Below are 20562 nucleotides of genomic sequence, written 5' to 3'. Positions count from 1 at the left end.
TACCTTTTATCAATTATTTCTTTTTAAAAATTAGTTGAAACCGCAGTAACAATTAACTTCTTCCTACCAGGAAAACCCCGGTACAGATAATAAAAACACCAATCCAGCGAACCATATTTACATCTTCTCCGAAAAGCATTTTTGAAGCGATCAATATCCCGACATAATTGATACTCAGCATCGGATAAGCAAAGCTTAACGGTACACGCGACAATGTAACAATCCAAACGACAGAAGCCAGCGCGTAACAGATAAAGCCAAGAAACACAAACGGATTAAGCATAATCTTAATCATTTGAAAAATGATTTGAGAATTCATTATTGAAAATTTTCCGATTTGCATAATTCCGGTTTTTAGCAGCAATTGTCCGGAAATACCAAATATCAGAGGCAGTGCTATTAAAATAAACGTCTGCATCTTAGCACCTTCCGATACAATAGTAATGAAACCCGATTTCTCTCATTCTTTCAGGCACATAGATATTCCGCGCATCAAGAAAAAACGGAGTCCTTAGTTTTTTCTTAATCCCCAGCATATCCATTTCCCGGAACTCGTTCCACTCCGTCATTATAATAACGCCATCGGAAGCCTCAACGGCCTCACTCACACTATTACAGTAAACAACCCGATTTCCGAGATATTTCCGCTGACACTCGTCCATAGAGGCCGGATCGAATACATTGATAATAAAGCCCATAGCGAGCAGCTCCTCAATTGCTATCAAAGCCGGAGCCTCTCTCATATCATCAGTGTTAGGTTTAAACGCAAGGCCCAATAACGTTATAACTTTGTTGTTGGTATCATTTTCAAAGTATTCTTTTACTATACTTCCTACTTTACGTTTTTGAATCGCATTAACTTCTTCGGCCGCTTTGACTATCTTAAGATCATAGCCATTCTTAGCAGCAATACTAATTAAAGCTCTGGTATCCTTGGGGAAACAGGATCCCCCATAACCTGGGCCAGCATGCAGGAAATATTTGCCAATTCGATTATCGAGCCCCATCCCTTTCGCAACGGTGTTAACATCTGCGCCAACTTTCTCACAGATATTTGCCATCTCATTTATAAAGGATATTTTTGTTGCTAAAAAACAGTTCGAAGCATATTTTATCATTTCAGCGGTTTCCAAATTGGTTTTTACAACGGGGGCTTCAATAAGATAAATCGGCCTGTAAAGTTTTTCGATAATATCCAGCGCCTTTGTGGAATTGCTGCCGATAACAATACGGTTCGGCCTCATCGTATCATTAATCGCAGATCCTTCCCTCAAGAACTCAGGATTAGAAACCACACCAAAGTATTTACTGTCGATTCCCATTTCGTTCAGGGTCTGCTCAACACGAACACCCATCCCAACCGGAACAGTGCTTTTATTAACGATGACTTTAAACTTTTCTTCATTAAGACCTTGTTTTTTTAACGTTTCCCCTATCGTTTTCGCGACTGCCAGCACTGCCGAAATATCTGCCTCGCCAGTAGGAGTCGGAGGAGTCCCGACAGCAATATAAAATATGTCGGTAGCACTCACAAGTTCAACTAAATTATTAGAAAAAGACAATCGCTTAAATATAACATTTTTCTTAACAAGCTCTTCAAGCCCAGGCTCATATATTGGAATTTTGCCAGAATTCAACATATTAATTTTTTCGTCGTCTTTATCGACACATACAACTTCGTTACCAAGATCTGCCAGGCAGGTCCCGGTCACCAAACCTACATATCCTGTTCCAACAACGGCTATCTTCATTATTTCCTCCTCAACAGCTTATGCAAAATTATTTATAAGAATAATTCTCTACCAGCAATGCTATCTTTTCTTTTATTTCGTCGGTTTTCAAAGAACCTGCTAAAATCGTTAATTCGTGAATACTTCGTTCTAACCGATGATCATCAATTACCTCGGGTTCAGCGATGAATATCTTTTTATTGTGGGTAACATTAGCTTTTTCCTGGGCATTAAATAATTCTTCATATAATTTCTCGCCAGGGCGCAGACCAACATATTCGATGTTAATATCTACGCCTTCCTCAAGCCCTGACAGTTTGATCATATCACGTGCCAGATCAGCTATTTTGACAGGTTCACCCATATCCAGAATAAACTTCTCGCCGCCTTCTGCCATCGATCCGGCCTGGATAACGAGCTGAGTTGCTTCCTTAATTGTCATAAAATACCTGGTGACTTCCGGATGGGTTACCGTAATAGGACCGCCTTCATTTATCTGTTTTTTAAAGAGAGGGACTACACTTCCCCTACTACCTAAAACGTTCCCAAACCTTACTACCACGAACTTTGTCTTGGTTAATCGCTTAGATCGGGACAACACTGCCATTTCAGCAATTCTTTTTGTCGCACCCATAATGTTGGTCGGATTAACTGCCTTATCAGTCGATATCATTACAAATCGTTTGGTCCCGTGTTTTTCAGCAGCTTTGGCTATATTCAAGGTACCGAACACATTATTCATAACAGCTTCATCAGCATTATCCTCCATAAGAGGAACATGCTTATGGGCGGCGGCGTGAAACACTACCGTCGGACTATATTTTTCAAATAATTTATCAATTTTCTCCGTATTCCGAATATCTGCAATAACATTAACAAAATTAACATAAGGATATTTTTTTCTTAATTCCTGATCTATAAGATAAATCGAATTTTCTCCGTGTCCTAAAAGTATTAATTTGGAAGGGTTGTACTGGGCAATCTGCCGGCAAAGTTCCGAGCCTATCGAACCTCCTGCACCTGTAACAAGAATTCGTTCTCCATACAAATACTCAGATATTTTTTTAATATCCAGTTCAACAGGTTCCCGGCCTAAAAGGTCTTCGATCCTTACTTCTCGAATGTGACTAATGTTGAAATTACCATCAATAATTTCATTGATACTCGGGAGTGTCTTGAAAACCGCATCAGAAGCTTCGCAGTATCGGACAACGCGCCGCATCTCTTCGGACGTAGCGGAAGGTATACTGATGATTATCTCGTCGATATCTTCATCTGAGACAACTTCCGGGATATCACTTATCATTCCCCTTACAGTAACCTGGAATATCTTTAAACCGACCTTACTCTTGTCATCATCAACAAAGCCCACGAGATGATAATCAGGTATCCGCTCCATCTGCCTGGCAAGATGAACAGCAGAATCGCCTGCACCGACAATAAGAATTCTTTTTTTCTTTATATTTTTATCAGGCCGGAACTTGAGCTCTCGATAAACACGGTACGATAGTCTGGTTGCGCCGATCAATGCAGCATTAAGGATATAATCGAGAGCTAAAACGATCTTAGGGAATGAATCAACTTTAAAGATGAAAAACAATAAAACGATGATTAATGATGATATAGATATTGCTTTGACAACGTCGATCAGCTCTCGAATACTTGCGTAGCGCCAGATCATTTTGTACATTCCGGTTTGCCAGAATACTATTATTCTTAATAACGCGAATAATATATAAGCCCACCAGAATGCACTGCTAAAAAGTACAGCTTTTTCCAGTCCTACCCTAACCGAAAACGCTGCAAATAAAGCAATTGGGGTTATACTAATGTCAACAAAAAGCAGTACTAAAATCTTTAATTTTGCCTTCATAGTTAAAAAGTAACTTTTGGAGCGGCTTTCGCTGCTTCTTCAACTTGAAAAAAAGTAGCTGGCTTAAAGCCCAGCATTTGGGCTAACTGCCCTTTTGGAACTTTACGCAATTCTATATTATAAACTTTCACTACATCGTTATATCTTTTTCTCTCGACTGACAATCTATTTTCCGCACCTTCAAGAGTATCCTGCAATTTGATAAAATTCTGGTCAGACTTAAGTTGCGGATAATTTTCAGAAATAACCAGCAACCTCGAAATTGCAGATTCCATACCCCTAGAAGCAGCAATTTTGTCGTCAATTGTCCTTGCACCAGCTAACTTTGATCGCGCATCCGCTACACCAAGAAAAATAGATTTTTCCTGAGCCGCAAAGCCTTTTACGGTATTTACAAGATTCGGGATAAGATCATATCTTCGTTGTAATTGGTTTTCAACTTGCGCCCAAGAACCCTTGACCTCTTCATCCATCGTGACGAAATTATTTTGTATTCTTACAACATACCCCACTAACAAAAAAATAATTAAAACAACTACACCAAGAATTCCACCGATCCAAAACAATGCTTTTTTCATGATAATAAATCTCCTTCTTTTAATAATCCCTAAAAATTTTTACTTACCAACCTCTGCCGGCACCTCCGCCACCAGACGATCCGCCACCGAACCCACCAAAGCCACCACCAAAATCTCCAAATCCGCCACCTGATCCGCTACGAGAATTTCCTCCGCCTGCCAAAAGCAGCAGCAAGAACAGTTCCGGATATTTAATAAATAACGCCAGAAGCAATAACGCGACAAAAACTTTTGATATTATATCAAACGCACTGGAATTTTGTCTTGAGGTTCTTTTTTCAACGACATGAGTTGTACCTGTCAATTCAGTGTTGTTTTTGTGAGCGATCAGAGCAGCGAAAGAGAGAGTCCCAAGGACTATGCCTTCTTCAATATTTCCCTTTTTGAAGGAAGGAAGAAAGTATGTATCAAGGATTTCTCCTATACGGCTATCCGGATAATCACCTTCAAGCCCATAGCCAACTTCTACCTGAACACGTTTCTCTTTCTGGCTCAGCAATACCAGCAAACCATTATCTTTGCCTTTTTTTCCAATCTTCCAATCGGCAAACAGTTCATTTGCATAGGTAAAGATTTCCGAAGGATAAGTTGTAACCACAGTTACAACTACCATTTCGATTCCGGTTTTTTGAGATAACTCGTACAATGAATTTTCTAGTACTGATTTGCTTTGGGGAGAGAGAACTCCGGCGTAATCATTAACATAGCCTTCCGGCTTAGGAAAATCAGCGGCATGAACCGATGAATAACTTAAAAAACCGCAAAAAACAAAAAACAGTAAAAATAATATCTTTTTTTTCATTATGTTATAACACTAAAACGTCAACAATTTGGGTTAGTTTTGTAAGCTGCTCCAAGTAACTCGAAAATAGTGACGGCAACTCTTTCCTATTTAGTTTCTTTGTCGAAATCTGTCTAAAAAGTTCTCGAAACACAGAGCAATCCAGCTTTAATATCCGCTCTAAGCCGATAAACAATTCGTCGACATTCGAAGGAAGCCTAGATTCCTTAAGTCTATAAATATTGTTAAATGTATTTAAAAACAAAGAAAATGACTCTTTAATCAGTGACTCTTCCGAAGCTCCGTTCAAATATGCCTGACGCAAAACAATAAGTTTTCCTTTTATATTTAATTCGCACTGAAGCCGGAGATTTTTGAATTCAATATTAAATTCCTGAAAAATATCTTTACCAAAATGAACAGTATAATCATCTTTGATACTCAAAAATTCAATCGGAAATATGTCAGCGGAAGTCAAAATTGTATCTTTGGTCAAAAACAAAGGTTCTACATTCAGCCGTTTCACCATTTTCTTGTAAAGCTTCTTGAATTCCAGCAATATATGGGAATCTATATTTGAAACAACAACAAGAACATTGTCAGCATCTGTCTTCTTAATGGTGTGAGCTAAGCTATTTGCCCCATACGAAATAAATGAAACAAAGTTTTCGCCGAGCACACTTTGCAATTCAGTAACGGTTTCTGAATAATTTACAGAGTCCATAATTCGTTGCTCACTTTCTTTTACCAGATGGAAATACATAGCAGGAGCGAACATCCGTTCTCCCCTGCTTCATGCGTCGGTTAAAGAGCCGGTTCGTTAAAAAAACCAAAGGCTCGAAATTTATCATATCGATGATCACTAATTTGATCAGGTTTCATTTTTTTGTATTTTTTCAAGTTATCATTGATTGCTTTTTTAATTCTTGTTGCCATTTCTTCATGGTCGTTATGAGCTCCGCCAAGCGGCTCAGGGATAATCTCGTCGACGATACCTAACTGCTTTAATTCTTTAGCCGTAATCTTCATTGATCTGGCTGCTTCAGAAGCTTTGGCAGCATCATTCCAGAGAATAGCGGCACAACCTTCGGGTGAAATTACGGAATAAACGGCATATTCCAGGATCAAGACTTCATTGGCAACTGCGATGCCTAAGGCCCCGCCACTGCCGCCTTCCCCTGTTACTATAGAAATAACGGGGACCTTCAATCCTGACATTTCATGTAAATTTCTTGCAATTGCTTCCGCCTGACCTCTTTCTTCCGCTTCAATGCCAGGAAAAGCGCCAGGAGTATCGATAAAAGTTATTATAGGCAAGCCGAACTTTTCAGCTAATTTCATAACACGCATGGCTTTTCGATAACCTTCAGGCTGCGGCATACCGAAATTACGATAAATCTTATCCTTTGTGTCTTTTCCCTTCTGATGTCCGATAACAACAACTCTAGTATCATCAAGTGTGGCAAAGCCGCTGATAATTGAAGGGTCATCTCCAAAAAGCCGATCACCATGGATCTCAATAAACTCACTAAAAACCAAGCCGATATAGTCAAACGTAGTCGGTCGCTCAGGATGTCTGGCAACTTTAATTATCTGGTCAGGAGCTAAATTCTCATATATTTTCTGTTTCAAGGTCATGGCTCTTTTTTCCATTCTCTCTATTTCTTCTGTTAAGTCAATTTTATTTGTTTCAGCTATATTTTTCAATTCATCAATTTGAGCGTGCAACTCAAAAATAGGCTTTTCAAAATCTACTACAACTTTTTTTTTCATTATTAAAGAACTCCCTATATTTTTATCCGGCGTAGCTCAACAATTTTGCCAACGTTTCTTTCATTTCTTTCCTATGTACTACAATATCAACCATTCCATGTTCAAGCAGATACTCAGCTCTCTGGAATCCTTTCGGCAATTTCTGCCGTATAGTTTGTTCTATAACCCGTGGACCGGCAAAGCCGATCAAAGCACCTGGCTCCGAAATATTGACATCCCCAAGCATGGCAAAACTCGCGGTTGTACCACCTGTCGTCGGATCAAGCAAAACCGAAATATACATTAGTTTTTTTTCAGATAATTTTTTAATGGCTGCACTGGTTTTTGCCATCTGCATCAGACTTAAAATGCCTTCCTGCATTCTTGCTCCGCCGGAAGATGACATGATAATTAGCGGCAGCTTTCGCTTAATTGCTTCTTCGGCAGCCCTGGCAATTTTCTCACCAACAACAGACCCCATACTTCCGCCCATAAAGCTGAAGTCCATAATACAGAGAACGGCTTCAATGCCATTTATCCTGGCGGTACCAGAAATAAGAGCATCATTAATACCTGAACGCTTCCTGGCAAGCTCGATTCGATCTTCGTACTTTTTGCTATCTGTAAACTTCAGGAAATCGATTGGAGTTAAATTACGGTTTATTTCTTTGAAAGTACCTTCATCTATAGTTATTTCTAATCTCTCGGCACAGGATAGTCTGAAATGATGATTACAGCTTGGGCATACTTTACTATTTTCATCGAGCGATTTATTAAATAGAACTTCTCCGCATTTAAAACACTTGATCCATAGGTCTCCCGGAATATCTAATTTTTCACGTTCTATACTATTGTTGGCTTTCTTCTTGGCAAACCAATCTACAATTGACATTCAATCTCTCCTTTTAGCTGTATCCATATATTAAATTGAGTAGTATCCGGTATCCGTTAAATTAGGAATAGGTACAAATAAAGAATAATCAAAGATAACCCATTTCGCGAGAGCTCTATCTAAGGTTTTTCCGATCTACCTACAAATAACTCACTCTTTACATTATCCGGACCATTTATTATTGACCACTTCTTAATTGTTATGATATTATACCTTTCGTTGTTAAATTGTCAAAGCTAAATTGTTTAATAATCATGTAAAGAGTCGGCAGTTAAGCTTGGCTGCAGGTGAGATTATCTGCTGTAACCTACGACTAATTAGAATAGAAAGGATTAAATATAAATGACGAATAATAAATCTTCGGAGAAGCGAGTTCAAATAGGAGAAAGAAACAGAGTAAAAAACAAAGCTAGAATTTCCTCTGTTAAAAACGCAATAAAAAAAGTTCAAGAAGCAATAAGCACTAACACAGACGAAAAAGAAGACATACTAAAAAATGCAGTAAAGATTATAGATACAGTAGCAGGAAAAGGTACTATACACAAAAACAAAGCTAGTCGTCTAAAATCTAGGTTAACTAAAAAAGTTAACAAAACAAAGTAGTTATATTATTAGATAAAAACAACAAAAGAGGGCTTATTAAGCCCTTTTTTTGTTATATCTGCACAATATCTTACAGCTCTCAATGAACCGACTTCCAATATTTCCTGGTATATATAAAATATAACAGTCAGACGGAACACACATGGCAAGAACCTTAATCCAAATTATTCAACGATCCTTGGAGTTATCGTCAGGATCAACTCATTATCATTCTTTTCTGTTTTATTAGCAGAAAAGAATCCGCCAATGATAGGAATATCTCCTAATATCGGAACACTTACCCGGGAGACTTTGTCTTCACTATTGAGCAATCCTCCAATAATTATAGTCTGTCCATTTTTTATCCTGACAGTCGTCTCTGCTTCCCTTGTCCGTATCCATGGCACCTGATTATTCGGACCAACAAATGAATGAATAAAACTTACCTCAGTTTTCACTATTATTTTTATTGTGTTGTTCTCTGCATTTATGTATGGAGTAATAATAAGCTTAACACCTGATTCCACAAATTTTACGGTATCGGTTTTATCCCCGGTTTTTGAGTCAATTTTAGTTTCAATATATGGATATTTATCACCTACAAGGATTTGCGCCTGCTCTCCATCGACTGCGGCCATCTTTGGACTTGCAAGGATTTTTGATGAACCATCATTACCCAGATAATTTATTGCAACATCAGGAAGCAGTACTTTAATTTTCTGGTTATCATTATTTCCCAGAGTACTGCCACCTGAGCCAACAATCGAACTTTTTGAACCACTTTCCAATACTGCCTTTGCTTGCCCATTCCAATCCAACCCAAGGTTTTGCATTGTAGTGGCTCCGACTTCAATAATCTTGGCTTCAATAAATACCTGCTTCGGCATGAATTTATCGAGACTTAAAATCGTCTTCCCAATCTTTTCTAATGTATTAGGACAGGCATAGGCGATTATGCTATTCTCCTTTACGGCGACAGCTATTTTTTCATCTTTTCCCAAAAATTGCTCAATCACTTTTGCAATGCTTTCAGCTTTTGAATGATGTAATCGAAAAACTTTCGGTTCCAGACTGGTAGGCACAGATAACTTATCTCGAGAAGCAATGATAATGATATTCCCGATCCTTTCATAGGCGTAGCCATGGGTTTGTAAAACAATATTCAAGGCTGTATTAAATGGAACCTTGTTAAGATTAACGGAAACTTTTCCTATAAGTGATTCATCAGCTACAATATTTAAGCCGCTTTTTCTGCTTAAAATATCAATAACATCTTTAATATCCGCATCTTTGAGTTTTATTGTTATATCAGGGACCTGATTAACTCGAGGAAGAATAACTGCATTTCTTTTTATATCATCAATCTTCACGATTAGAGGTTCAAGAGAAATCCTTTTTTTTCCCTGGTGCAATGGTACTATAGGTTTTAGACCGCCAACTAACTTATTTTTTACACTAGTTGAGATTATAGCTCTTTTTGGCACAGAAATCTCTTCCTTACCGGTAACAGATGCAACAACAGATTCTTTCGGAACACTAGCTACAGGCTTGACTGTTGCCAACATTAATTCTTTTTCTTTTTTTTGGTACTTCACTTTCTGTCTTTTGATTTTTTCTTCATACTTCCTCGAAGTTCCATTGACAACGCTATCCCTATTGGTATCCGCATCAGTATCCAGCCCATCTGTTGATTTTGTTACCTTTTCGACAAATAACTTTGTATTGACCACTTCAGCTTTATTCTGAAGCCTCACAATAATAACATTTTCTCCTTCATTCAAGAGTCTTGTCTTATTAGTTATCCTTCCTTTTACTATCGGGACCTCTTCACCGTTGATAAAGGCTTTTTTGACCCGCTTAACAATAGCTTTGATAAAAACGGCATCCTTGTCAGCTTTCAATGTGTTATTCTCCATTGGCGGATAAATAAACTTATAGAATATTTTTTTATTATTTTTAACAGAACTATTATTTTCAGTCGGAACGGACTGTTTCTTTTCATTTTTATTTAGTCGGGTAACCAGTAATTCAACAGTATGCATTCCATCTTCATTACTCCCGCTGACAATAATCTTATTAAGACCGGCTTCAACAGGCACATAAGCTACAAACCTGCCACTCGTATGAATATTAGTTATTTTGCCATTAACAGTGAGATTGGTAACATTAAAGGCTTTTCCTTTTATCTCTACTTTACCTTTGTTCGTAAGAGATTTGATTGGTGGCTGTTCAATCAGCAATTTAGGCAACTTATTACTCGCACTGTAGGCAACCCCAAAAAAGACCAAACAACAAACAAAAGTTACTACAGCATATTTTTTCATAAAGATTTTCCCTCTCCTATTTTTATTGAGATTATTTTTCCTGTATTTTTGCTTAACAATACTTGATTATTTTTTATCATGACAACCTTATATCCTTTTATATATTCGCCTTGTCTCTTTTCATAACTTTCATTGTCACATTGAAACATTACAGTTTTCTCGTAATCTTCGATAATGCCTCTTACATATAATATATTTCTATTGTTATAGTTTTTTGGAATAACATTATTCGAAGCTGCAGAAATTACTTGAGGAGCAGTTTCTACCATATCTTTATACGGCGTAGCAAAAGGATCTCGTGTCGAGTTTATGCTTCCCTGCATTTTCGCCAATATCTCTCTCATTTTTTCTTTATTTTTCTCGTCGTCAAGCGACTTATCGTTAATATATTCTTTAATTCTCTTTTTTGCTTTTACTATGCTCTTTTCTTTCATGTATATCCCGATTAAGCCGCAGTACATACTAAATAATTGATCTTTCATAGAGTTCTTAATCCGAGATTCCCTGATTATATGGTTAATCGCGGCTTCATAATTGACTCCAGCCTGAACAAAATCCTTTAAGTTTATGAAGTTTTCCCCTCTCAGGCTATTAATATAGGTCAATACATCCAAGGTCAGCCAAGGGGCCAGGATAGGAAATGAAGCCAGAGTATCTTTTTCAATCAGAGGGGCTGGGTGTTCCTTCAATAATTGGGTGATTGTCACATTTGATTCTGCAAACTTATTCTGTTTGTGAAGTAAAACCGCTCTTAATAGTCTCAGATCATCATAGTGGCTGCTACCCGAGTATTTTTCTGTAAACTTATCAACAAGTCCTAATATCTGATTAATTTCTGCGTCATTATTAAAACCTTTTTTTGAAGCAGTTACGAGTTGCTGGTAGGCTTCTATTTCCCCAGGAACGCAATAGGCGACTCCAGACAATAGGAACCCGCAGAATACCAGAAGAATAATTTTTTCGATCATTTTTAGATAACAGCTCAACAATAATAACCTCTCTTACTTATAGACCAGCAAATTCAACGTTAATCTCGTTCCCAAGGACAAAGGCGATACCGTTTTTATACTTAGAGAAAAATCATCAAAAAAAACTGCTCTTTCACTATTCTCCAGGTTAACAATAAAACTTCTTAAATGAGAATAGGAACCTTCCACCTCAATATCCACTGAAAAGTCATAGAGTTCCTTATCAATTTTTTTTATCGGTTTAATACTAATTGAGGAAAAGGTTAAATTGCTCTTCCCAAGCAAAACGGTAAGATCGTTAATTACGAACTCCATTGCTTGATTATAAGTAAAAAAACTTGCTCTGATATTTTCATAATTCTTAGCAAGATCTTCATTCCTTTTTTTTTCAGATACAATATTCCGGACCTGCTTTTCTCTATCAGCTAAGAGGGACTCATATTTCTTAATATTCTGATTGATCTCCAAACATTCCCGGAACTTCGGTTTATTAATAATATACGCAGCAACAAGACATATAACAACGATAACAACGACTATAATAGCCTTCTTATTATGCGAAACAAATTCCAGTATATTTTCTTTCGAAATACTATCGTCTAATTGATCTATGGCTCATCTCTCCCTTTTATGCATTTTAAAGCAAATTCTACGCCATCAGAAGATATTTTTACCATATCTATCTGTACATTATCGTACTCTTCCTTTAAATTTTTAATAAATAATTCCAAAGCTTGCGAATTCGATCCATTCCCATTGAATATCAACGTGACTTCTTTTGCTGACGTTTTAATGTCCACCTTCTTCAACCATAAAGCCGAGGGAATAAGTTCAGCTAAGGTATCGAGATGCTCCATCCTGTGCATTTTAGCCGTAAGAATATTCTCAAGCACGGTAAGCTCACTTTTTATAGTTGAAGACTGTCCGGATTCTATTCCTGCGCTTTTTTTTGAGGTAGCTATGATCCTGTGCTTTACATCACTAAGCTTCGTATTCAAGCTATTAGCATAGTATCCGATCAAAATCGAAAGAAAAAATACCATACTGGCAGCCATACTTGCTATCATCAAAGCGAAAAAAATATCTTTTTTATTGATAACCAGCCCTGTACCAGCTCTGTTTTTTAAAAAATCAGGAATGGCATATCCTCGTTTATTTGCAACGCACATCCCGATAATGGGAATAAGCGAATAAAGATCCCTGCAAATAACCTCGCGATCAAAATTGGAAGTAGAAACATCAATGAACTGCAACGGATCAAGGATTTGAATTGGAATATCAGAATACTTCTCTTTTAAATTATCCATATTCTCGTTAAACACTTCAACTATTTCGGAACTATTACTAACGATAACAATCTTATCGATACTTTGATCGCTTGAATATTTGTCTTGATAAGACATCCAGATAATATTGATTCTTGAAATAATGTCAGCCATAACGGCTGGTCTCTTCAAAATCGTTTTGCTGGGGAACTGCGCCTTATGATAAAAATACACGGACAGATTTTTGACTACCACCAATTCGGTACTCTCATCAGATACATATACTACAAACTGAATTTCTTCAGGTAGCGGTTTCGTCAGTTGAAGAAAAGAGATAACACCAAATAAATCAGCGCTAAAAGAAGATAAGACTTTTTCCATCAATCCAAACGTCTTTATATATGAATCGAAGAACTCGAAAGGAGTAGCCATGAGAAAATATCGTAATTTGTCATTTGCCTCATCATAATCAGTCTGGGAATAAGCGAGAGAAACATTTAAAATATCATCTTCGGTTTCGTCATTATCTTCATTCAAATTCGCGTTTTCTTTATACTTGATCATTACCGGATGTTCTTCAATATCAGATTTGAAAAAATTCAAAAGCTCACTTTTTTTCAATGTTGGGGTTTCGATAATCTTTGCGACCATATCATTGGTCGGGACCGACAAGTTAAAGAACTTAGAGCCAACATGCCAATCCGAAAGCATTTTTCTCAAGCTCTGAGCAAAGACTTCTATTTCGGTAATAACTCCATTTTCGACAATCCCTGCGGCAAGAGGAACTAACCGATAGCTATTAAGCATAATCTTATTTTCGTCAACAGTTATAGAGACGAGGCTTATCCTCTTAACACTAACACCGATCCCGGCAGTAAATAATTCTAAGCGTTTCTGGCTTGACATGTAGTTGCTCTTATTCCTCTCGAACTTTAGTCAGATAAATCTTGGTTTTTTTCATAGTCCAGGCACCTTCGACATATAGCGATCTAGTATATGTAGTATCGTCACTGATTATTATTCCAGTAACGACCATGTTAAAAGTTGAAGGCATATTAGAAGACAACACACCTGGATTCGCAATTGTTACGTTATACGTTCCCTGATATGATGGATCACTAACCGATGATCCAGGGAACTGCTTACTATAAATATCTACACCAAGATCTGTCCAACTAGTAAAATAATTTCCAGATTGAACATTCTCCGTGTTCCTGAGTTCGTAGATCGCGTCTTCAAGCCCTGCATGCGCTATATAAAAAGTTTTAAGATCATTGATTGTGTTCTTTATCGTTCTTGTTTCAAAAATAATTTTTTGAACAAAAACCATTACCAAAATATAAATAATAGTCAAGGTTAATAATGCCAACAGATAAAAAGAACCCTTATTATTATTATATCGATAGTTGATTAAATATAAAACAAATTTATTCATACTGCCCATATTATTCTCATGTCCTCAGTTATTGACACAAAATTATTACCAACTTATATTAATGGTAGATATCGACGCTGCAGCCGGGCTCTCATCCGGAGATCTTATCTCCACCCTATATTGAATAGATGACCCGATAAGATTGCTGATATCATATGACCAAAAGCTCACATCAGCGGAAGGAGAAAGCTCCGACCAGCCATTATTGTCCACATTAACAAAAATGTCTGTTTTCCTGGGAGAATTCACATTCTGATCGATACCAAACCTGTTAAAGTGAGCAGGAAGATTTTGATTAACTTTATAAACAGGAGAAACGTACATCCCATATAGCCTGTCAGTCGCTATTACTGAGGAAGTTGCATTCTGATCAGGATTTTTGAGGGTTACAGAATCACTATTTATCTCAACATTATAGATCGGCGTTTTTGCTATAATGAAATTTTTTATCGAAGCTTCAATTAAACTTGCCGGGTTAGTCCGCTCATGAATAATCGACACATCAATACCCGCATTTGTCATCCAGTTATTTATTGCTGCCAAAGGCTTCTTTTCCAAATCAAAATAAGCCTCAATCGTCCCATTTATTTTATTACGGTAAAATGCCAACGTATAATATTTCATTGAAGGAAGATTCAGAGTTAACGGCCAATCATTTACTTTTACAGTGCCATTGTAAAGGGAAATGGCAGTGGCATCGAGGATAAAATCAAAATAGTTATCAGAATTAGAAGAATCCTGCATCCTGAAAATCATTCGATTCCCCTGGTATGCTCCAGTTGATAAAAAGGAAACGTCACACGACAAATACCAGGTAACGTCAGTCAACGTTTCCTTGTATTTAACCTGATCTTTCCCAATTGCCCCAGATGTCAGCTGTTGCATATGAAGTCTTTTTTCAGCGGTATCGATAGAGAATACGACGTCGTTTTGAGTACTTATCAGCCAGTTGTTATCAAGCTCATTACTATTACTAAAATCTATATACTGATCGGTAGCAATAGAGTTACTGTCCTGATCCTTATCAAAATTAATCCCCAAGCCTCCAATGCTTATGTTACCGGGAGCAGCAAAATTATCCATTCTCAAATAGATAAGAGTTTCCATATCAACAGGCTCGCCATTTTTCCTGTTTTTCGATAACTTAAGACCGATAGAACCAATATCATGGATATTAGACGTCGGATAGAGGTCCCCTGTTGATTCAAAGGTCGTCACAGAAAATCCGGATACTTCATCAAGAATCGGTTCGTTCCTTGTTACTCCGGTCGTTATATCATGAAAAGCATATATCAATGAATCAACCGGCAAGCTATTCGTTCCAAAAACAGCCTGATTAGAAGAAGAATTAAAAAAAATGCCAATAATATTGCCGCTTACATCCTTGTACATTAAATATCCCTGAGATGAAGTATCAGAACTCATACCAATAATATTACTGCTATCCATTAAAGTAAGTCTATTTTTCATAAATAAAAAAGCATTACGCACTTCCTGGATAATCTGGCTCTCGCGCTGCTTTGAGTTCCATGTTTTATAGGTTATTGACAGCTGTTTATAAAATACAGCAGCCAGCACGCTGATTATTATGAGGACGATGACCATTTCGACTGCAGTAAACCCTTTATTATTCATGTCAACCTCTTTCAGCAACCAAGGTATAAAAGGTAAGCCGATTAACATCCCCGGCAGTCAAGGATGTCGAACCATCGTTATCGTAGTAAACAGTAATTATGAAACCCATCTTATTATCATAGCTAGTATCAAATGAATCGATATTAACTCGATAATTAGCAGGAATACTTACATTCGTGCCAATAAGCTCTTGAATCTTTTCCGCCTTAAAATCGTGCCACTCTGTCGAACTTCCCCAATTTTCCACCCAAAAGGCATCGAGATCTGTCTCTCTTTTATTTGCCCAGCGGGACCGATGCTCCCCGATCGCTTCCCCAATAAACACAAGCCTGTTATTAATGTAAATATTATTCACAGCTTTCAATAATCCCGGCAGCTGCATTGATAGAGGAACAAGCACTATTGCCATAATGCCCAATGCAAGCATCGTTTCTAAGAGTGATATCCCGGAAGTATCAAGTATAGCTTTTTTGAACGACGTAATTATTTTCATATTGTTTTTTAAGGTAATTATCTCACTATCCCCGAATTAGCTAAAACTGTTAGTACATTCGAGGTAGAATGAGAGGTTACAGAAATACCTATGCTCGCATCCTGATCAGCGGCTGCAATAGTGCTATTATTAAAAAGAAGAGAGATCCGACCATTCCTGCTAAAACGTATTTCATCAACAGATTGCAGTGTGTCTGATGCAGAAGCGGAACATACCACTCCTTGAAAGATATCATACGTATCGGAAATCCGATTAAAGGTACTGGATACACCATCCCAAGCACGAACTTCGTACTGGTTAAAGGTAGCTGTCCCCGCAGGGAGAAAAACCATAGAAATCTCTTTTCTTTGCGAAATTGCGGTATTCCTGGCATACGACAGGGTATCAAACATTCTCGTTATTTCCCCGTTATAGCCTGCAATAGCGCCCGACTGGGCAAACCGATTGACACCTATGGATACCAAAACCCCCGTAATGAAAAGGACAATTAATATTTCTATAAATGTAAATCCTTTTTCCGAAAAAATACGGTTAGCCATTGTATTACAATCTTAATTTATAATTATGTGAGCTATACTAAAACATTCAGCACTATAATGAAATATATAATGCTCATGGTCCGTTTCACATTTCTTGGGGAGGAATCGATCCTCCCCCAAACACAAGCCTTTTTAACTAAGGATGATCTCCGACAACTAAACCAGCATGGGTAGCAAAATCCACCCTTCCATTTACTACATTATATATTGAATTTTCACCGGTCTGACGAACTGGACAAGCCAACCCTCCAGTTGGGAATTTTGAAGCCATCTGTACGCCGGGGATTACGCCCAGATACGTTGTTCCTTCGGTATAATTACCGGTCGTAAGAAAAGACCCAACGACGGAAGATTCTACAATATTCTGCTCGAAAATTATAAGCTCCAAACCAGTATTGATTGAACCAACATTCGCCCTGCATGCACTAACACGCGCAGTTCTGGATGAACTACCCATTTTAGGCAGAATAACTGCGGCTAGAATACCGATAATTACAACAACAATAAGCATTTCTATAAGGGTAAAACCTTTTTTATTTTTAATACCCAATTTCATTATTTCCTCCTTAATTGATTCATTGATCAATCTTTTTTATTTGTAAGTTCTATAACAAAACACATCCTTAAAACTAAATACCATCACCCCCTTGTACTTTCTAATGATTTATCAACTTTACCCTAAACATTGGGTAACAAAAAACTAGTGTCCAGCATTCTTCATCATATCAAACATCGGCAGATATATAGCCATCGCAACCCATAGAACTAAACCACCAATGAGCATAGTCATGACCGGATTAATTTTCCCGGATAACAATTTCAGTTCGTAGAGCGCCTGTTTGTCATAAAATTCGGCTGATTTTTCCATGACTTCACCAAGGTTTCCTGACTTTTCTCCCATATCAATGGCATAGGCCACCGATGGCGGAAATATTTCTTCATGCTGGTGAAGCGGAGCTGCCAGCGAAAACCCGCGAAGTACATTATTCCGCATATCTCTTACAATATCTTTAACCACAATGTTCTTAATGCTGTTTTGAACAATCGTTAAGGACAATATTATCGGAACCCCGTTTTTCAGGAGTGTCGATAGCGTTTTAAGGAAATTAACAATAGTAAGCGAGGTTATAATTGAGCCGATAAAAGGAGCCTTTAAGGCTGCTTTCGACATAAAATACTTCCCTTTTTTGGTTCGAGAGAATGACCAGACAGAAGCCGCTACCAAGCAAACCACAACAAGTATAATACGCCAATAATTAATTGCTATGTCACTAATATTTTGCAGAATAATTGTCGGCAAGGGCAATTTCCCTCCCATTTCTGCAAAGGTTTTCTTAAAACTAGGGATAATTTTCACCAGAATAACGATGACCAATAAACATCCAATAGACAGTACGGCAATAGGATAGGTTAAAATACTTTTGATCTCTTTTTTTATGTCATCGAGTTTTTCCGCATATGAAGAGATCTGATCCAGAACTCCCGGCAAATCTCCGATCTCCTCCCCGGCTTTAACAAGCGGCGCATAGTATGGAGGAAATACTTTGGGGAAATTCTCCAGAGATACAGACATGTCAATACCGGCTTTGATGTCAGACAAGATACTTAATATGACATTTTTCATTGCAGGGTTACTAATTTGGCGGTACATAACCTCTATCGCTTCCTTTAACGGCATGCCATTTTTTATTGCTCCTGACAAAAGTCGGGTAAAAAGGATCACTTCCGGCATGCCTACTTTATCCCCATAAATAAATTTTTGCCAGTTTATCTCTTTCACCAGACTGAGCGAAGTAACAGTAATTGAATTATTTTTCAGGTATTCTTTTGCTTGCGCTTTACTAATCGCGACAACATTCCCCTTAAATGCTTTGCCGCCTTCACCAATACCAGAATATCTATATTTCGGCATATCGCCCTCCAAGTATCCCTTTGTTACTCACTCATTACACGAAGCACTTCTTCCATTGTAGTAATCCCTTTATGTATTTTCTCCAGACCATCTTCCTTCATAGTCCTCATCCCTTTTTTTCGGGCCAGTTTTCTTAATTCGTCTACGGTTGCGTTGTTAACAATAAGAGACTGTAGCTCCTCATCGATTTCCAAGTACTCAAAAATACCTAACCTTCCCTTATATCCTCTTCCCCCACAGTACTTACACCCCTTGCCCTCATAGATCTTAACCTCTCCATAGAGAGCAGTTAATTCGGCAAGGATGTCTTTGTACTTGACCTGATCAGCAGATGTTAACGTTACTAGCTTCTTGCAGCTTGGACAAATAACCCTCACAAGACGCTGGGCGAGAACTCCCAGGACCGATGAAGCGATAAGGAATGGCTTCATGCCCATATCAACAAGACGAGTCATCGCTCCCGGGGCATTATTAGTATGCAAAGTAGAAAAAACAAAGTGCCCGGTTTGGGATGCCTGAATTGCAATCGTCGCAGTTTCAAGATCGCGTATCTCTCCGATCATAATAATATCGGGATCCTGCCTTAAAATACAACGTAATCCTGTCGCAAAAGTAACTCCAATCTTCGCATTTACAGGGATCTGATTAATTGACGCCAGGTTATATTCTACCGGATCTTCCACGGTTACAATATTCTTATCAGGTGTATTTAGCTTATTAAGGGCAGCATATAATGTTGTTGTTTTGCCACTTCCGGTTGGTCCGGTAACCAGCAGGATGCCACTCGGTTTAGCAATTGCCTTCATGAATACATCGTAAACGTGCTGGGAGAACCCTATCTTTTCCAGACTTACCAGAATACTCTTTTTGTCTAGGATACGAAGAACTACCTTCTCTCCCCAGGCAGTCCTGACGGTTGAAACCCGGAAATCAACAGTTCTGTCATTAACGGCAATGGTTAATCTGCCATCCTGGGGCTTGCGCCTTTCAGTTATGTCCAGTCCGCTCATAATTTTAATCCGGGATATTATCGCGGTTTCTAACGGTTTCGGCGGTCGCATTGCTTCCCGGAGAATACCATCAACCCGATACCGGATACGCAATTCTGTTTCTTCCGGTTCTATATGGATATCAGAGGAATTGTCCATGATCGCCTGCTTGAGTATCATATCAACCAGCTTAGCTATAGGCGCTTCAGCTACCAGATCTTCGATATCTTCATCGTTACTTTTTTTCTTAACTATACTCAAACTCATTTCAAACATCTGGTCGATTTCGGTATATTCTTTATCAATATTCTTAGAATAGCAGTACTCTATCAACATGTTTATCGTATCTTTCGATACAAGAATGACATTAAGAGTGAGCCCGGTATAGATTTCGATCTCTTCGATTGCCTGGACATTCAATGGATCGTATACTGCAATAGTTACAATATTATCAACGACGAACAGTGGAACGACGCTATGTTTTCGAGCAAGGATCTCAGGGATTAAAGAAGCTAACTTCACATCAACCTGAGATTTAGTAAGTTCAAACTTAGGTATATCTATCTGTTGCGAAACAAACTCGTTGAGGTCCTCTTCTGAAACCAGTTTTTTCTCAAGCAATACCTGAGACAAGCTTTTCCTTTCTTTAACCGCAAGATTACTCGCGCTCTCCAAAGCCTCTTCCAGAAAAAATTTTTTCTCAACAAAAGACTTATAAATAGTATAATTTTTATCTTTCATGTATCTATCCTAATTAACTCAGATTACAAGCGACGCCATATTTTGCCGCATAAGACATTCTTTTTATTGAAAG

General features: G+C 37.9%; 20 protein-coding genes. 1 reads left to right on the top strand and 19 read right to left on the bottom strand.

The window, feature by feature from the left end; genetic code table 11:
- Nucleotides 1-52 precede the first annotated feature (52 nt).
- Genes DKM50_02610 through DKM50_02575 form a run of 8 tightly spaced genes read right to left on the bottom strand, consistent with a single transcriptional unit; the run spans nt 53 to nt 7606 of the window.
- Nucleotides 53-418 carry a 4-amino-4-deoxy-L-arabinose transferase gene (locus DKM50_02610; GenBank protein ID PZM83186.1) on the bottom strand — a complete coding sequence of 122 codons (366 nt, stop codon included), beginning with the start codon at nt 416-418 and terminating at the stop codon, nt 53-55.
- Between the two features lies 1 nt (nt 419).
- A complete protein-coding gene (locus DKM50_02605; protein ID PZM83185.1) occupies nt 420-1751 on the bottom strand; it encodes a UDP-glucose 6-dehydrogenase in 1332 nt (443 codons plus the stop codon).
- A 28-nt stretch (nt 1752-1779) separates the two neighbouring features.
- A complete protein-coding gene (locus DKM50_02600) occupies nt 1780-3603 on the bottom strand; it encodes a polysaccharide biosynthesis protein (GenBank protein ID PZM83184.1) in 1824 nt (607 codons plus the stop codon).
- Between the two features lie 2 nt (nt 3604-3605).
- Nucleotides 3606-4181: a LemA family protein gene (locus DKM50_02595; protein PZM83183.1), complete on the bottom strand. Its 576-nt coding sequence runs from the start codon at nt 4179-4181 to the stop codon at nt 3606-3608.
- Between the two features lie 43 nt (nt 4182-4224).
- The gene (locus tag DKM50_02590; protein ID PZM83182.1) at nt 4225-4983 is read right to left on the bottom strand and encodes a YgcG family protein; all 759 of its coding nucleotides are present in this window, start codon (nt 4981-4983) and stop codon (nt 4225-4227) included.
- A gap of 4 nt (nt 4984-4987) precedes the next feature.
- Nucleotides 4988-5740, bottom strand: coding sequence for a hypothetical protein (locus DKM50_02585; protein ID PZM83181.1), 753 nt, complete (start codon nt 5738-5740; stop codon nt 4988-4990).
- 26 nt (nt 5741-5766) lie between these two features.
- Nucleotides 5767-6735, bottom strand: coding sequence for an acetyl-CoA carboxylase carboxyl transferase subunit alpha (locus DKM50_02580; GenBank protein ID PZM83180.1), 969 nt, complete (start codon nt 6733-6735; stop codon nt 5767-5769).
- Between the two features lie 22 nt (nt 6736-6757).
- The gene (locus tag DKM50_02575) at nt 6758-7606 is read right to left on the bottom strand and encodes an acetyl-CoA carboxylase carboxyl transferase subunit beta (GenBank protein ID PZM83179.1); all 849 of its coding nucleotides are present in this window, start codon (nt 7604-7606) and stop codon (nt 6758-6760) included.
- 342 nt (nt 7607-7948) lie between these two features.
- On the opposite strand from DKM50_02575, the gene rpsT reads away from it, so the two are divergent.
- Nucleotides 7949-8209 carry a 30S ribosomal protein S20 gene (rpsT, locus tag DKM50_02570; GenBank protein ID PZM83178.1) on the top strand — a complete coding sequence of 87 codons (261 nt, stop codon included), beginning with the start codon at nt 7949-7951 and terminating at the stop codon, nt 8207-8209.
- A 164-nt stretch (nt 8210-8373) separates the two neighbouring features.
- Here rpsT and DKM50_02565 read toward each other — a convergent pair whose 3' ends face one another.
- The 11 genes from DKM50_02565 to DKM50_02515 all read right to left on the bottom strand — a co-directional run bounded on the left by DKM50_02565 (nt 8374) and on the right by DKM50_02515 (nt 20489).
- Nucleotides 8374-10512, bottom strand: a complete 2139-nt coding sequence (locus DKM50_02565; GenBank protein PZM83177.1) for a hypothetical protein — start codon at nt 10510-10512, stop codon at nt 8374-8376.
- The gene (locus DKM50_02560; GenBank protein ID PZM83176.1) at nt 10509-11480 is read right to left on the bottom strand and encodes a hypothetical protein; all 972 of its coding nucleotides are present in this window, start codon (nt 11478-11480) and stop codon (nt 10509-10511) included. The genes DKM50_02565 and DKM50_02560 overlap by 4 nt, the downstream gene beginning before the upstream one ends.
- A gap of 33 nt (nt 11481-11513) precedes the next feature.
- Nucleotides 11514-12092: a hypothetical protein gene (locus tag DKM50_02555; GenBank protein ID PZM83175.1), complete on the bottom strand. Its 579-nt coding sequence runs from the start codon at nt 12090-12092 to the stop codon at nt 11514-11516.
- Nucleotides 12089-13651, bottom strand: a complete 1563-nt coding sequence (locus DKM50_02550) for a hypothetical protein (protein ID PZM83174.1) — start codon at nt 13649-13651, stop codon at nt 12089-12091. The genes DKM50_02555 and DKM50_02550 overlap by 4 nt, the downstream gene beginning before the upstream one ends.
- Before the next feature lie 10 nt (nt 13652-13661).
- Nucleotides 13662-14189 (bottom strand): hypothetical protein, encoded by a 528-nt coding sequence (locus tag DKM50_02545; protein ID PZM83173.1) that lies wholly within the window; start codon nt 14187-14189, stop codon nt 13662-13664.
- 36 nt (nt 14190-14225) lie between these two features.
- Nucleotides 14226-15863 carry a hypothetical protein gene (locus DKM50_02540; protein PZM83172.1) on the bottom strand — a complete coding sequence of 546 codons (1638 nt, stop codon included), beginning with the start codon at nt 15861-15863 and terminating at the stop codon, nt 14226-14228.
- Entirely contained in the window at nt 15817-16308 is a 492-nt protein-coding gene (locus DKM50_02535; GenBank protein PZM83171.1) for a hypothetical protein, read from the bottom strand. Before DKM50_02535 ends, DKM50_02540 begins: the two co-directional genes overlap by 47 nt.
- 17 nt (nt 16309-16325) lie before the next feature.
- A complete protein-coding gene (locus DKM50_02530; GenBank protein PZM83170.1) occupies nt 16326-16847 on the bottom strand; it encodes a hypothetical protein in 522 nt (173 codons plus the stop codon).
- A gap of 136 nt (nt 16848-16983) precedes the next feature.
- Nucleotides 16984-17391: a hypothetical protein gene (locus tag DKM50_02525; protein PZM83255.1), complete on the bottom strand. Its 408-nt coding sequence runs from the start codon at nt 17389-17391 to the stop codon at nt 16984-16986.
- Between the two features lie 156 nt (nt 17392-17547).
- Nucleotides 17548-18759 carry a hypothetical protein gene (locus DKM50_02520; GenBank protein ID PZM83169.1) on the bottom strand — a complete coding sequence of 404 codons (1212 nt, stop codon included), beginning with the start codon at nt 18757-18759 and terminating at the stop codon, nt 17548-17550.
- A gap of 23 nt (nt 18760-18782) precedes the next feature.
- On the bottom strand, nt 18783-20489 hold the full coding sequence (locus tag DKM50_02515; protein ID PZM83168.1) for a type II secretion system protein GspE: 1707 nt from the start codon (nt 20487-20489) through the stop codon (nt 18783-18785).
- Nucleotides 20490-20562: the final 73 nt, after the last annotated feature.

It is taken from the genome of Candidatus Margulisiibacteriota bacterium (assembly GCA_003242895.1).
Taxonomy (GTDB): Bacteria; Margulisbacteria; Riflemargulisbacteria; order GWF2-39-127; family GWF2-39-127; genus GWF2-39-127.
The sequence above is the reverse complement of the archived record's forward strand: the minus strand, read 5'-3'. Positions and strand labels throughout refer to the sequence as shown.